The following is a 13,910-nucleotide window of genomic DNA, read 5'->3' on the forward strand; positions in this document are numbered from 1 at the left end:
TGTAGTCTGGACAAGACGTGCCAGCGTCGCATCCGGCGATAAGGGGGCAGATTGCTGAATCTTTACGCATTTCTCAAACCCTGAAAACACTGTATACTTTACCAGTGTTGAGAGGTGAGCAATGCGTAAAATCATTCATGTGGATATGGACTGTTTTTTCGCAGCGGTGGAGATGCGCGACAATCCCGCCCTGCGCGATATCCCTATTGCTATTGGCGGCAGCCGCGAACGTCGGGGGGTGATCAGCACCGCTAATTATCCCGCGCGTAAATTTGGTGTACGCAGTGCAATGCCGACCGGTATGGCGCTCAAATTATGCCCACATCTTACGCTGCTTCCGGGGCGCTTTGACGCTTACAAAGAAGCCTCGAATCATATCCGCGAAATCTTCTCGCGCTACACTTCGCGCATTGAACCGCTGTCGCTGGATGAAGCCTATCTTGACGTCACCGACAGCGTACATTGCCACGGTTCTGCGACCCTCATTGCCCAGGAAATCCGCCAGACGATTTTTAACGAGTTGCAACTGACGGCGTCTGCGGGCGTCGCGCCGGTAAAGTTTCTCGCTAAAATCGCTTCTGACATGAATAAACCCAACGGTCAGTTTGTGATTACTCCGGCTGACGTTCCGGCATTTCTGCAAACCCTGCCGCTGGCGAAAATTCCCGGTGTCGGCAAAGTGTCGGCGGCAAAACTGGAAGCGATGGGGCTGCGAACCTGCGGCGATGTGCAAAAGTATGATCTGGTGATGTTGCTCAAACGTTTTGGCAAATTTGGTCACATTTTATGGGAGCGTAGTCAGGGCATCGATGAGCGCGATGTTAACAGCGAACGCCTGCGCAAATCCGTCGGCGTGGAACGCACGATGGCGGAAGATATTCATCACTGGTCTGAATGTGAAGCGATCATTGAGCGGCTATACCCGGAGCTGGAACGCCGTCTGGCGAAGGTAAAACCAGATTTGCTGATTGCTCGTCAGGGGGTGAAGTTAAAGTTCGACGATTTTCAGCAAACCACTCAGGAACATGTCTGGCCGCGATTGAATAAAGCTGACCTAATCGCCACCGCGCGTAAAACCTGGGATGAACGCCGCAGCGGGCGCGGTGTGCGGCTGGTGGGCTTGCATGTGACGTTGCTGGATCCGCAAATGGAAAGACAGCTGGTGTTGGGGTTATGAATAACATATTAATAAGAGACTATCGGCCCGGAGATTTTCAGCACATATGCGCTATTTTCCTTAGAGCGGTTACGATGACGGCTAGCCAACATTATTCTCCGCAGCAAATTGCCGCTTGGGCGCAGATTGATGAAACACGCTGGAAGAAAAAAATCGCGCAATCACAAGTGCGGGTTGCGGTCATTGATGAGCAACCAGTCGGATTTATTACGCTAATTGACCGCTATATCGACTTATTATTTGTTGACCCGAAATACACCCGCCGCGGTGTCGCCAGCGCCTTGTTAAAACCATCGATTAAGTCTGAATCCGAACTTACAGTAAATGCCAGCATAACGGCGAAACCCTTTTTTGAACGTTATGGTTTTCAGGTAGTTAAGCAGCAGAACGTTGAATGCCGGGGAGAGTGGTTGACTAATTTTTATATGCGTTATCAGCAGCCAGATTAATTCCAGCTTGCAATGTAAATATTGCCTGCCTAGTATGTGCGCGTTTTCTTATTCCACAAACTGCAAGGAGGTCAATCATGACAAATTCTTTATCAATGACGCTTTGCAGACCTTTCCAGGATTAATTCTTTTTTTTGCCCTGGATTCGTCTGCCATTTTCTGATTTTTTAATTGTTACTCTTGATAATTTGAGTCGCAGCTCATGCAACTTGAAGTATGATGAGTATAAATGGAATGGTACATGGGCAAATATATTCGTCCTTTATCCGATGCGGTATTTACCATCGCATCCGATGACCTGTGGATCGAGAGTTCAGCGATCCAACAATTACACACCACAGCAAAACTTCCCGATATGCAACGCGTAGTAGGGATGCCAGATTTACACCCCGGACGCGGCTACCCGATTGGCGCAGCTTTCTTCTCCGTTGGGCGTTTTTACCCGGCGCTGGTCGGCAATGATATCGGTTGCGGCATGGCGCTATGGCAAACAGATATCCTTGCCCGCAAATACAATGCCGATAAGTTTGAAAAGCGATTGTCTGCTCTGGATGATGTTGCCGAAGAAAGCTGGCTGGAGGAAAACCTGCTGTCAGCGTTTGCACAGCATCCGTGGCGCAGCTCGCTGGGTTCCATCGGCGGCGGCAATCACTTCGCTGAACTGCAACAGATTGATCAAATCATCAACGCTGAGTTGTTTGCACTGGCTGGTATGGATGCGCGGTATTTGCAACTGCTGGTTCATAGCGGCTCGCGTGGTTTGGGGCAGTCTATTTTACAGCGACATATTGCCTCGTTTTCTCATCATGGCTTGCCAGAAGTCTGTGACGACGCGCTACGTTATATCGCGGAGCATGACGATGCGTTGGCGTTTGCGCGTATGAATCGCCAGATGATTGCTTTGCGCATGATGCAGCAGGTGAAGGCGACGGGAAGTCTGGTTCTGGATGTGGCACATAACTTTATTACCGCGAGTCAAATTGGCGATCAACAAGGCTGGTTACATCGTAAAGGGGCAACGCCAGATGATAGCGGTCTGGTGGTTATCCCCGGCTCACGCGGTGATTTCTCGTGGCTGGTTCAGCCTGTCATTTGTGAAGAAACATTACATTCGCTGGCGCATGGGGCAGGACGCAAATGGGGACGTACCGAGTGTAAAGGGCGTCTGGCGGCGAAATACACCGTGACGCAACTCTCGCGTACTGAACTTGGCAGCCGGGTAATTTGCCGCGATAAACAACTCATCTTCGAAGAAGCGCCGCAGGCCTATAAATCAGCAGAAAGCGTGGTGCAATGCCTGGTACGGGCCGGTTTAGTTAATCCAGTCGCGCGGTTGCGTCCGGTACTGACGCTCAAAAACAGTGGAGGGAAAAAAGGATGATCTTGTTGCAACTCTCCTCTGCCCAGGGGCCAGAAGAATGCTGTCTCGCCGTCAAAAAGGCGCTGGACAGGCTGATTAAAGAAGCTACCCAACAGCGCGTCGCGGTAACGGTGCTGGAAACAGAAACGGGGCGCTACTCTGACACGCTGCGTTCGGCGCTGGTCTCTTTGGATGGCGATAATGCATGGGCATTAAGTGAACGCTGGTGTGGTACGATTCAGTGGATTTGCCCAAGCCCGTATCGACCTCATCATGGGCGTAAAAACTGGTTTCTGGGCATTGGGCGTTTTACCGCTGATGAGCAGGAACAATCAGATGCGATCCGTTATGAGACGTTGCGCTCGTCGGGGCCGGGCGGTCAACATGTCAATAAAACCGACTCGGCGGTGCGCGCCACGCATCTGGCAAGTGGGATTTGTGTGAAGGTACAATCGGAACGTAGCCAGCATGCTAACAGACGGCTGGCGCGATTGCTGATTGCCTGGAAGCTGGAACAACAGCAACAGGAAAATAGTGCGGCGCTGAAATCGCAGCGGCGAATGTTCCATCATCAGATTGAACGTGGTAACCCGCGACGGACGTTTACAGGGATGGCTTTTATCGCTGTGTAATTCAGGAACATGTCCCGCCGTTTTCTCCGTGAAAGCAGCGGGTGAAAACGAAAGGAATCATCATGTTTATCGGTCATCTTCCGGCTGGATATTTAATAAATTGTACTTTAGTAAAACGCTTGCCGCTGATTGCTCGTCATGCGCGGAGGGTGATGGTTATTGGCTTAGTCGGGGCAGTTGTACCCGATTTTGATCTCTTCTGGTGCTATCTGATTGATAGCGGGCAACGTCATCATCATCTTTACCCGTCTCATTGGCCATTGCTATGGTTCACACTTTTGGCTGCGACGCTACTCTGGGCTGGCGTCGCGAAGAATAAACTTCCGCCGTGGTTGGGGGTGATATTTTGCCTGAATGGTATTGTGCATTTATTACTTGATACGCTGGTTGGGGATATCTGGTGGCTAATGCCTTTCGTTAATAAACCGTTTGCGCTATTTCATATTACGGCGGTACATCAGCCGTGGTGGCTAAATTTTTTATTACACTGGTCGTTTTTACTGGAGTTGATATTGGTAACGGCGGCTATTGCTGTGTGGTGCAAGCGTAATGTCAAAATGATGATTGTAAAACGCGTGAAAAAATTGTTCTGACGTCAGGCTGCGTAACATATTTCCTTGGGAAATTCTCTCGTGGTTAAATATGTTCTTCTGACTTTGCCCCAGGCTCTGAGCATAAAAAAACTCTGCTTTTCACCTTCAAGCTCTTTCACGGATTTCAGCGCGAAATTTTCTTTGGTGATCAAAAATTCCCCCCATGAAATATGGTCGCAGCTATACAAATATGCGACTTTTTTATGGGTTTCATAATGCTTTGTTATCTCAATGTAAATCGCCATACAATTCTGCCCTTCATCCTTGAACAGTCCACGCCCGCAGGCGTGGACGTTATCGTTATTACTTCACAGGAATTTCTTTCAGCAGTTCAGTCAGCAGTGTCCAGTAATGACCAACGCTTTCGATATGAACTTGCTCATCCGGAGAGTGTGGACCAGTGATGGTTGGCCCGATAGAAACCATGTCCATTTCCGGATACGGTTTTTTGAACAGACCACATTCCAGGCCCGCGTGGATAATCTGGATGTTCGGCGTCTTGTTGAACAGACGCTGATAGGTTTCCCGTACCAGATGCATCACCGGAGAGTTAGCGTCCGGCTGCCAGCCAGGATATGCGCCTTTCGCTTCGGTCTTCGCGCCTGCCAGTTTACCCAGTGAATCCAGCATGCTCACCACGTAGTCTTTACCGCTGTCGATCAGTGAACGGATCAGACAGTGAATTTCTACGTTGTTGTCGGTCATGGCCACCACACCGACGTTCAGTGAGGTTTCAACCACGCCTTTTGCCACGTCGGAGTTACGGATAACGCCGTTCGGGGTGGCGTTCAACAGGCGAATAAAGGTATCGCGAGATTTAGCAATTAGTGCAGCTTTATCGTTCGCTACAGAGTCCAGCAACAATGCCAGGTTTTTCTCTTTCTCTGCCAGCTCGTTTTTCAGGATATCCTGATAGGTATTCACCAGAGATTTCAGTGCATCGACTTTATCGGTTGCAACAGCGATGGTCGCAAAGGCTTCACGCGGAATGGCGTTACGCAGTGTGCCACCGTTGAAATCGATAAGGCGCAGATCCAGCTCTTCTGCATGACCTGCCAGGAAGCGTACCAACAGTTTGTTGGCATTACCCAGGCCAACGTGGATTTCACCGCCGGAGTGGCCGCCTTTCAGACCTTTTAAGGTTAACTTAAAGGTTTCAAAGCCAGCCGGAACCGCTTCACGATCCAAATGCAGGTTAGAGGTGAAGTCGATACCACCCGCACAACCCATATAGATTTCACCTTCTTCTTCAGAGTCGGTGTTAATCAGAATGTCAGCCTGTAACCAGTTGCTCTGTAAGCCGAACGCGCCATCCATACCGGCTTCTTCGGTCATGGTCAGCAGCACTTCCAGCGGACCATGAACCACGTTGTCATCGGCAAGAACCGCCAGCGCAGAGGCCATACCAATACCGTTATCCGCGCCCAGCGTTGTGCCGCGTGCTTTAACCCATTCGCCATCAATATAAGGCTGGATAGGATCTTTAGTGAAGTCGTGCACGGTGTCGTTGTTTTTCTGTGGCACCATATCGAGGTGAGCCTGCAGGACGACCGGTTTACGGTTTTCCATACCTGCAGTGGCAGGTTTACGAATCAGGATATTCCCCACCTGATCGCGTTCGACATGGAAACCTTTCTCTTTTGCCCAACCTACAATGTATTCAGCAAGCTGCTCTTCGTGGTAGGACGGGTGAGGAATAGAACAGATTTTGGCAAAAATATCCCACAGCGGCTGTGGAGATAATTGAGACAGTTCAGACACGTTAAGTCTCCTTGTCGATCACCCGCAAAACAGTATTGCAGGTCACAGGGTTAGCAGAAAATGTTGTCAGCACAAGTCAGGCTTGCGAGATATGTTTGAGAATACCACTTTATCCAGCGACAGGTAGTAGCAGTGCGCAAAAAGACGCGGACTTATGTGAAATACTGGTTTTTAGTGCGTCAGATCTCTATAATCTCGCGCAACCTATTTTCCCCTCGAACACTTTTTAAGCCGTAGATAAACAGGCTGGGACACTTCACATGAGCGAAAAATACATCGTCACCTGGGACATGTTGCAGATTCATGCACGTAAACTGGCAAGCCGCCTGATGCCTTCAGAACAATGGAAAGGCATTATTGCCGTTAGCCGTGGCGGTCTGGTGCCCGGAGCCTTACTGGCGCGTGAACTGGGTATTCGTCATGTCGATACCGTATGTATTTCCAGCTACGATCACGACAACCAGCGTGAACTGAAAGTACTGAAACGCGCAGAAGGCGATGGTGAAGGCTTCATCGTCATTGATGACCTGGTAGATACCGGCGGTACTGCGGTGGCAATCCGTGAAATGTATCCAAAAGCGCACTTTGTCACCATCTTCGCTAAACCGGCTGGTCGTCCGCTGGTTGATGATTATGTTGTTGATATCCCGCAAAATACCTGGATTGAGCAGCCGTGGGATATGGGCGTGGTGTTCGTTCCGCCTATCTCTGGTCGCTAATCTTTTCAACGCCTGGCTTTGCCGGGCGTTGTTCTTTTTGACGTCAGGCAGGTTACAATAGCTTCCAGTAAGTATTCCTGGAGGCTGCATCCATGACACAGGCTAACCTGAGCGAAACCCTGTTCAAACCCCGCTTTAAACACCCTGAAACCTCGACGCTAGTCCGCCGTTTTAACCGCGGTGCGCAACCGTCGGTGCAGTCGGCCCTCGATGGCAAAAATATTCCTCACTGGTATCGTATGATTAACCGCCTGATGTGGATCTGGCGTGGCGTTGATCCGCGTGAAATCCTCGATGTCCAGGCGCGTATTGTGATGAGCGATGCCGAACGCACCGACAATGATTTATACGATACGGTGATTGGCTACCGCGGTGGCAACTGGATTTATGAGTGGGCCACCCAGGCAATGCTGTGGCAACAGAAAGCCTGTGCGGAAGAAGACCCGCAAGTCAGCGGGCGTCACTGGCTGCACGCTGCTACGTTGTACAATATTGCCGCCTATCCGCACTTGAAGGGCGATGATCTGGCTGAACAGGTACAGGCGTTGTCAAATCGCGCGTATGAAGAAGCGGCGCAACGTCTGCCTGGCACCATGCGGCAGATGGAGTTTACTGTGCCGGGCGGCGCGCCCATCATTGGCTTTTTGCATATGCCAAAAGGCGATGGCCCATTCCCGACAGTATTAATGTGTGGTGGTTTGGATGCGATGCAAACAGACTATTACTCCCTTTATGAGCGCTATTTTGCACCGCGCGGCATTGCGATGCTGACTATTGATATGCCTTCGGTCGGTTTTTCCTCAAAATGGAAACTCACCCAGGATTCCAGCTTGCTGCACCAACATGTTTTAAAGGCGTTGCCAAACGTGCCGTGGGTGGATCACACACGCGTCGCAGCCTTTGGTTTCCGTTTTGGTGCTAACGTTGCCGTGCGCCTTGCATACCTTGAATCGCCGCGTCTGAAAGCCGTTGCCTGTCTTGGGCCGGTGGTTCACACCTTGTTGAGTGATTTTAAGTGCCAGCAACAGGTGCCGGAAATGTATCTTGACGTACTGGCCAGCCGTTTGGGGATGCATGATGCTTCCGACGAAGCGTTGCGCGTGGAGCTGAATCGCTATTCATTAAAAGTGCAAGGATTGTTGGGACGTCGTTGCCTAACGCCAATGTTATCAGGTTACTGGAAGAACGATCCGTTCAGCCCGGAAGAGGATTCCCGCTTAATCACTTCGTCATCTGCCGACGGTAAATTGTTAGAAATTCCATTTAATCCGGTGTATCGGAATTTTGACAAAGCGCTTCAGGAAATCACCGACTGGATCGAAAAACGATTGTGTTAAAAATTTGCTAAATTTTGTCAATTTGGTAAAACAGTTGCATCACAACAGGAGATCGCAATGACGTTACCGAGTGGACACCCGAAAAGCAGATTGATCAAAAAATTTACCGCACTTGGCCCGTATATTCGTGAAGGTAAGTGCGAAGATAATCGATTCTTTTTCGATTGTCTGGCTGTATGCGTCAACGTGAAACCCGCGCCGGAAGTGCGTGAGTTTTGGGGCTGGTGGATGGAACTGGAAGCGCAGGAGTCCCGTTTTACCTACAGTTATCAGTTCGGTCTGTTTGATAAAGCAGGTGACTGGACGAGTGTTCCGGTAAACGATGCAGAAGTGGTTGAGCGACTGGAGCATACTTTGCGTGAGTTTCATGAAAAGCTGCGTGAACTGCTGACGACGCTGAATTTTAAGCTGGAACCGGCGGATGATTTTCGCGATGAACCGGTGAAGTTAACGGCGTGAGTGAAATGTGCCGGATGCCTCGCATCCGGCAATATTAATTAAAACTGATACGTCATCCCAACCGCGACAATATCATCATTATTGATATTCAACTTATTATCGCTATCCAGTTGGTTGATTTTATAATCAACAAATGCTGACATGTTTTTGTTAAAATAATACGTGGCACCAACATCAATATAATTGACCAGATCCTCATCACCGATGCCTTCAATATCTTTCCCTTTTGATAATACGTAACCCAGGGATGGACGCAGACCAAAGTCGAACTGGTATTGTGCGACTGCTTCAAAGTTTTGCGTCTTATTGGCAAAGCCGCCAGAAATTGGCGTCATGTTACGCGTTTCAGAATAGAAGGTTGCCAGGTAAATATTATTAGCATCGTATTTAAGACCCGTAGCCCACGCTTCTGCGCGTTTACCCGTGCCACGGCTTTGCTGATTCTGCTCGTTGGTACGATCAGAGTTGGTATAGGCACCGCTGATAGCGAAATCACTGCCGCCAAAGTCATATGTCAGTGACGTACCGAAGCCATCGCCGTTCTGCTTTTTAACATCGCGGTTTTCGTTTTTTCCTTGATATTGCAAGGTCAGGTTCAGGCCATCAATAACGCCGAAGAAGTCGGTGTTACGATAAGTCGCCAGGCCGCTGGCGCGTTTAGTCATAAAGTTGTCGGTCTGGGCGGAGGAGTCGCCACCGAATTCCGGGAACATATCTGTCCAGGCTTCAACGTCATACAATGCGCCAAGGTTACGACCATAATCGAATGAACCTAAATCTTTATATTTCAATCCGGCAAAGGCGAGACGCGTTTTTTGCTGTGCGGTATCACTCTCCGCTTTATTTCCGGCAAACTCCGCTTCCCAACGACCATAACCGGTCAGTTGATCGTTAATTTGTGTTTCGCCTTTAAAACCAAAACGGATATAACTCTGATCGCCATCTTTACTCTCATTATCACTGATATAATGCATGGCTTTTACTTTGCCATAGACATCCAGTTTATTACCGTCTTTATTATATACTTCTGCAGCTTGTACGGATGCAGATGCCACAATGCCCATCACCACTAATGCCAGAGTGCTCTTTTTCATTTTCATTCCTGATTTTAATTAACGCACAAATATTCAGCGGGAGAGTCCCGTTGAAAACAGGAAAGTTTTTAACCTGAGATTGTTAAAGATATATTACAGATTAATAATATTCTTAAAATGTGGTAATTTATTAAATCTGTAATAAAAGCGTAAACAACGGCTGCTACGCTTGCTGATCCCGCGCAACAAAACGCCATGCTTTGCTCGCAGATGGTTGGCAACCGGCGACAGTCCTGCTAAAACGTTCGTTTGATATCATTTTTCCTAACATTGAATGGCAGAGAATCATGAGTGACAGCCAGACGCTGGTGGTAAAACTCGGCACCAGTGTGCTAACAGGCGGATCGCGCCGCCTGAACCGTGCCCATATTGTTGAACTTGTTCGCCAGTGCGCGCAGCTACATGCCGCCGGGCATCGGATTGTAATTGTGACGTCAGGCGCGATTGCCGCCGGACGTGAGCACCTGGGCTACCCGGAACTGCCAGCGACTATCGCCTCGAAACAACTCCTGGCGGCGGTAGGGCAGAGCCGACTGATTCAATTGTGGGAACAACTGTTTTCAATTTACGGTATTCACGTCGGGCAGATGCTGCTGACGCGTGCAGATATGGAAGATCGTGAACGCTTCCTGAACGCCCGCGATACCCTGCGTGCGTTGCTCGACAACAACATCGTTCCGGTAATTAATGAGAATGATGCTGTCGCTACGGCAGAGATTAAAGTTGGCGACAACGATAATCTCTCGGCGTTAGCGGCAATTCTGGCCGGTGCCGATAAACTGCTGCTGCTGACCGATCAAAAAGGTTTGTATACCGCAGACCCGCGCAGTAATCCTCAGGCGGAACTGATTAAAGATGTTTACGGTATTGATGATGCGCTGCGCGCGATTGCCGGTGACAGCGTTTCAGGCCTTGGAACCGGCGGCATGGGCACCAAGTTGCAGGCGGCTGACGTAGCCTGTCGTGCGGGTATCGATACCATTATTGCCGCGGGTAGCAAGCCAGGCGTCATTGGCGACGTGATGGAAGGTATCCCAGTTGGTACGTTGTTCCATGCCCAGGCTACTCCGCTTGAAAACCGCAAACGCTGGATTTTTGGCGCGCCGCCAGCGGGTGAAATTACTGTAGATGAAGGGGCGACCGCCGCTATTCTTGAACGCGGCAGTTCCCTGTTGCCGAAAGGCATTAAAAGCGTGAGTGGCAACTTCTCCCGCGGTGAAGTCATCCGCATTTGCAACCTCGAAGGTCGCGATATTGCTCACGGCGTTAGCCGCTATAACAGCGATGCATTGCGCCGTATTGCCGGACACCACTCGCAAGAAATTGATGCAATACTGGGATATGAATACGGCCCGGTTGCCGTTCACCGTGATGACATGATTACCCGTTAAGGAGCAGGCCGATGCTGGAACAAATGGGCATTGCTGCGAAGCAAGCCTCGTATAAATTAGCGCAACTCTCCAGCCGCGAAAAAAATCGCGTGCTGGAAAAGATCGCTGATGAGCTGGAAGCACAGAGCGAAAGCATCCTCGATGCTAACGCCCAGGATGTTGCTGACGCGCGTGCCAATGGCCTTAGCGAAGCGATGCTTGACCGTCTGGCGTTAACGCCCGCGCGCCTGAAAGGCATTGCCGACGATGTGCGGCAGGTGTGTAATCTTGCCGATCCGGTAGGGCAGGTGATTGATGGAGGTGTGCTGGACAGCGGTCTGCGTCTGGAGCGTCGCCGCGTGCCGCTGGGTGTTATAGGTGTAATTTATGAAGCGCGTCCGAACGTGACAGTTGATGTCGCTTCGCTGTGTCTGAAAACCGGTAACGCGGTGATCCTGCGCGGCGGCAAAGAAACCTGTCGCACTAACGCTGCAACGGTAGCGGTGATTCAGGACGCCCTGAAATCCTGCGGTTTACCGGCAGGCGCAGTGCAGGCGATTGATAATCCGGATCGCGCGCTGGTGAGTGAAATGCTGCGCATGGATAAATACATCGACATGTTGATCCCGCGTGGTGGTGCTGGTTTGCATAAGCTGTGCCGCGAGCAGTCGACAATTCCGGTGATCACTGGCGGCATTGGCGTCTGCCATATTTACGTTGATGAAAGTGCTGACATTTCTGCAGCCCTGAAAGTGATCGTCAACGCGAAAACCCAGCGTCCGAGTACCTGCAATACGGTAGAAACGTTGCTGGTGAATAAAAACATCGCTGATAACTTCCTGCCTGCGTTAAGCAAGCAAATGGCGGAAAGCGGCGTGACGTTACACGCCGATGCTGCGGCACTGGCGCAGTTGCAGGCAGGATCTGCGAAAGTGGTGGCTGTTAAGGCGGAAGAGTATGACGATGAATTCCTGTCGTTAGATTTGAACGTCAAAATCGTCAGCGATCTTGACGACGCCATCGCCCATATTCGTGAACACGGGACGCAACACTCCGATGCGATCCTGACGCGTGATATGCGCAATGCCCAGCGTTTTGTCAATGAAGTGGACTCCTCTGCTGTTTACGTTAACGCGTCTACACGTTTCACCGACGGCGGCCAGTTTGGTCTTGGCGCGGAAGTGGCGGTAAGCACGCAAAAACTCCACGCACGCGGACCAATGGGGCTGGAAGCGCTGACCACCTACAAGTGGATCGGTATTGGTGATTACACCGTTCGTGCGTAAATAAAACCGGGTGATGCAAAAGTAGCCATTTGATTCACAAGGCCATTGACGCATCGCCCGGTTAGTTTTAACCTTGTCCACCGTGATTCACGTTCGTGAACATGTCCTTTTCAGGGCCGATATAGCTCAGTTGGTAGAGCAGCGCATTCGTAATGCGAAGGTCGTAGGTTCGACTCCTATTATCGGCACCATTCTAACGTCTCCCCAAGTCTACTCAAGTATTTAAAAACCTCTTATAATCCGCATGTTAGCGCCCCTTTTAGTCTTTTGACGTCTACTTAAGTACCCCAAAATCTACAGTCAATTGGGGGTACTTTTGGGGGTATTTGCTGTTCGGTTTAGTGGAGGTACCCCCAAGTGAAACTCAATGCCCGTCAAATAGACACTGCCAAGCCAAAAGAGAAGGCTTACAAGCTGGCTGATGGTGGTGGTCTGTATCTCTTGGTAAAACCTAGTGGAGGAAAATATTGGCGCTTCAAGTATCGTGTAGCTGGTAAAGAGAAGCTGTTAGCACTAGGTGTGTATCCTGAAGTTACCTTGGCTGATGCTCGTGCAAAACGTGAAGAAGCTAAAAGGGGTATCGCTGGGGGTATCGATCCGATGGAAGCGAAACGAGAGGAAAAGATTGCCCGGGAAACGCAGTTAAACAACACCTTCAAAGATATTGCCCTTGAGTGGCACTGCAGCAAATTAAAAAAATGGTCTGCTGGTTATGCTTCAGACATCCTCGAAGCCTTCAACAAAGATGTGTTCCCTTACATTGGCAAAAAACCAATCGCCGAAATCAAACCACTTGAACTGCTGAATGTGCTGCGGCGCATCGAGGGGCGCGGTGCTACCGAAAAAGCCAAAAAAGTGAGGCAGCGATGCGGGGAAGTTTTCCGCTATGCAATTGTCACTGGACGTGCTGAGTATAACCCTGCACCGGATCTCACCAGCGCGATGCAAGGTCATGAATCTAATCATTATCCTTTCCTCACAGCCAAAGAATTACCTGATTTTTTCAAGGCATTGTCCAGTTACTCAGGAAGTGCATTGGTTGTAATGGCGGCTCGTCTACTGATTATCACCGGTTTGCGGACTGGCGAACTGCGCGGTGCATTATGGGATGAAATCGATCTCAACAAGGCTATCTGGGAGATACCTGCTTCACGGATGAAAATGCGTCGCCCTCATGTGGTGCCTTTGTCTAAGCAGGCTCTTTCGCTTATTGGGCAGATTAAAGAATTAACTGGCAATTATCCGCTTATGTTTCCCGGCCGTAATGATCCAAGGAAAACAATGAGCGAGGCTAGCATAAACCAAGTATTTAAACGCATCGGCTATAACGGAAAGGTTACTGGTCATGGATTCCGGCACACCATGAGCACCATTTTGCATGAGCAGGGCTATAACACCGCGTGGATAGAGACACAGCTCGCACACGTCGATAAAAACTCAATTCGTGGCACATACAACCATGCGCAATATCTGGATGGCAGACGCGAAATGCTCCAGTGGTATGCCGACTATATGGATTCGCTCGAGCATGGCGGAAATGTGGTGCATGGTGAGTTCGGAAAATGCGGGTGACTGGTTGAGTATACAGTAGTAGACTTTGAGCGATTAAGAAAAGGCTGTGTCTAGGGTCGCTCCTGAAAACTCGTACACCTCTGCGGGCTGGCACAGCCACT

At 50.0% G+C, this 13,910-nt stretch carries 14 protein-coding genes and 1 tRNA gene; 12 read left to right on the plus strand and 3 right to left on the minus strand.

Translation table 11 applies throughout. From position 1 onward, the window contains the following. Positions 1 to 121: 121 nt before the first annotated feature. From dinB to A1SC_RS01975, 5 genes are all read left to right on the plus strand, one after another. Positions 122 to 1,177, plus strand: coding sequence for a DNA polymerase IV (dinB, locus tag A1SC_RS01995; protein WP_001226159.1), 1,056 nt, complete (start codon positions 122 to 124; stop codon positions 1,175 to 1,177). Continuing rightward, positions 1,174 to 1,626: a GNAT family N-acetyltransferase gene (locus A1SC_RS01990; protein ID WP_068981785.1), complete on the plus strand. Its 453-nt coding sequence runs from the start codon at positions 1,174 to 1,176 to the stop codon at positions 1,624 to 1,626. Before dinB ends, A1SC_RS01990 begins: the two co-directional genes overlap by 4 nt. A 241-nt stretch (positions 1,627 to 1,867) precedes the next feature. Further along, entirely contained in the window at positions 1,868 to 3,007 is a 1,140-nt protein-coding gene (locus A1SC_RS01985) for an RNA ligase RtcB family protein (protein ID WP_024214655.1), read from the plus strand. Further along, complete coding sequence (gene prfH / locus A1SC_RS01980) at positions 3,004 to 3,618, plus strand: peptide chain release factor H (protein ID WP_000602119.1); 615 nt, start codon at positions 3,004 to 3,006, stop codon at positions 3,616 to 3,618. Before A1SC_RS01985 ends, prfH begins: the two co-directional genes overlap by 4 nt. Before the next feature lie 62 nt (positions 3,619 to 3,680). Further along, complete coding sequence (locus A1SC_RS01975; protein ID WP_016262919.1) at positions 3,681 to 4,211, plus strand: metal-dependent hydrolase; 531 nt, start codon at positions 3,681 to 3,683, stop codon at positions 4,209 to 4,211. Positions 4,212 to 4,213: 2 nt separating this feature from the next. On the opposite strand, the gene A1SC_RS01970 is transcribed toward A1SC_RS01975, so the two are convergent. Then, complete coding sequence (locus tag A1SC_RS01970; protein ID WP_016262920.1) at positions 4,214 to 4,456, minus strand: hypothetical protein; 243 nt, start codon at positions 4,454 to 4,456, stop codon at positions 4,214 to 4,216. Between the two features lie 58 nt (positions 4,457 to 4,514). Next, positions 4,515 to 5,972, minus strand: a complete 1,458-nt coding sequence (pepD, locus tag A1SC_RS01965; protein ID WP_016262921.1) for a cytosol nonspecific dipeptidase — start codon at positions 5,970 to 5,972, stop codon at positions 4,515 to 4,517. 260 nt (positions 5,973 to 6,232) lie between these two features. Between pepD and gpt the strand changes: the two genes are divergently transcribed. The 3 genes from gpt to crl all read left to right on the plus strand — a co-directional run bounded on the left by gpt (position 6,233) and on the right by crl (position 8,487). Further along, a complete protein-coding gene (gene gpt / locus A1SC_RS01960; RefSeq protein WP_001291991.1) occupies positions 6,233 to 6,691 on the plus strand; it encodes a xanthine phosphoribosyltransferase in 459 nt (152 codons plus the stop codon). A gap of 92 nt (positions 6,692 to 6,783) precedes the next feature. Next, positions 6,784 to 8,028, plus strand: a complete 1,245-nt coding sequence (gene frsA, locus A1SC_RS01955) for an esterase FrsA (protein ID WP_016262922.1) — start codon at positions 6,784 to 6,786, stop codon at positions 8,026 to 8,028. A 57-nt stretch (positions 8,029 to 8,085) separates the two neighbouring features. Beyond that, positions 8,086 to 8,487, plus strand: a complete 402-nt coding sequence (gene crl, locus A1SC_RS01950; protein WP_000174683.1) for a sigma factor-binding protein Crl — start codon at positions 8,086 to 8,088, stop codon at positions 8,485 to 8,487. 38 nt (positions 8,488 to 8,525) lie between these two features. Here the strand turns inward: crl and phoE are convergent, their stop codons facing one another. Further along, positions 8,526 to 9,581, minus strand: a complete 1,056-nt coding sequence (gene phoE, locus A1SC_RS01945) for a phosphoporin PhoE (RefSeq protein ID WP_001515788.1) — start codon at positions 9,579 to 9,581, stop codon at positions 8,526 to 8,528. A 287-nt stretch (positions 9,582 to 9,868) separates the two neighbouring features. Between phoE and proB the strand changes: the two genes are divergently transcribed. From proB to A1SC_RS01925, 4 genes are all read left to right on the plus strand, one after another. Next, positions 9,869 to 10,972 carry a glutamate 5-kinase gene (gene proB / locus A1SC_RS01940; protein WP_001285282.1) on the plus strand — a complete coding sequence of 368 codons (1,104 nt, stop codon included), beginning with the start codon at positions 9,869 to 9,871 and terminating at the stop codon, positions 10,970 to 10,972. An 11-nt stretch (positions 10,973 to 10,983) separates the two neighbouring features. Beyond that, the gene (gene proA / locus A1SC_RS01935) at positions 10,984 to 12,237 is read left to right on the plus strand and encodes a glutamate-5-semialdehyde dehydrogenase (RefSeq protein WP_000893291.1); all 1,254 of its coding nucleotides are present in this window, start codon (positions 10,984 to 10,986) and stop codon (positions 12,235 to 12,237) included. A 115-nt stretch (positions 12,238 to 12,352) separates the two neighbouring features. Next, a tRNA-Thr gene (locus tag A1SC_RS01930) sits at positions 12,353 to 12,428 on the plus strand. Positions 12,429 to 12,594: 166 nt separating this feature from the next. Further along, positions 12,595 to 13,809 carry a tyrosine-type recombinase/integrase gene (locus A1SC_RS01925; protein ID WP_016262923.1) on the plus strand — a complete coding sequence of 405 codons (1,215 nt, stop codon included), beginning with the start codon at positions 12,595 to 12,597 and terminating at the stop codon, positions 13,807 to 13,809. Positions 13,810 to 13,910 lie beyond the last annotated feature (101 nt).

The organism is Escherichia sp. KTE52 (assembly GCF_000408325.1).
Lineage (GTDB): Bacteria > Pseudomonadota > Gammaproteobacteria > Enterobacterales > Enterobacteriaceae > Escherichia > Escherichia marmotae.

Excerpts from the sequence above, each read along its gene's own strand:
- A1SC_RS01990 (WP_068981785.1), top strand. The coding sequence starts at position 1,174 with ATGAATAACATATTAATAAGAGACTATCGGCCCGGAGATTTTCAGCAC.
- A1SC_RS01985 (WP_024214655.1), top strand. The coding sequence starts at position 1,868 with ATGGGCAAATATATTCGTCCTTTATCCGATGCGGTATTTACCATCGCA.
- phoE (WP_001515788.1), bottom strand. The coding sequence starts at position 9,581 with ATGAAAAAGAGCACTCTGGCATTAGTGGTGATGGGCATTGTGGCATCT.
- gpt (WP_001291991.1), top strand. The coding sequence starts at position 6,233 with ATGAGCGAAAAATACATCGTCACCTGGGACATGTTGCAGATTCATGCA.
- proA (WP_000893291.1), top strand. The coding sequence starts at position 10,984 with ATGCTGGAACAAATGGGCATTGCTGCGAAGCAAGCCTCGTATAAATTA.
- A1SC_RS01970 (WP_016262920.1), bottom strand. The coding sequence starts at position 4,456 with ATGGCGATTTACATTGAGATAACAAAGCATTATGAAACCCATAAAAAA.
- prfH (WP_000602119.1), top strand. The coding sequence starts at position 3,004 with ATGATCTTGTTGCAACTCTCCTCTGCCCAGGGGCCAGAAGAATGCTGT.
- dinB (WP_001226159.1), top strand. The coding sequence starts at position 122 with ATGCGTAAAATCATTCATGTGGATATGGACTGTTTTTTCGCAGCGGTG.
- proB (WP_001285282.1), top strand. The coding sequence starts at position 9,869 with ATGAGTGACAGCCAGACGCTGGTGGTAAAACTCGGCACCAGTGTGCTA.
- frsA (WP_016262922.1), top strand. The coding sequence starts at position 6,784 with ATGACACAGGCTAACCTGAGCGAAACCCTGTTCAAACCCCGCTTTAAA.
- A1SC_RS01975 (WP_016262919.1), top strand. The coding sequence starts at position 3,681 with ATGTTTATCGGTCATCTTCCGGCTGGATATTTAATAAATTGTACTTTA.
- crl (WP_000174683.1), top strand. The coding sequence starts at position 8,086 with ATGACGTTACCGAGTGGACACCCGAAAAGCAGATTGATCAAAAAATTT.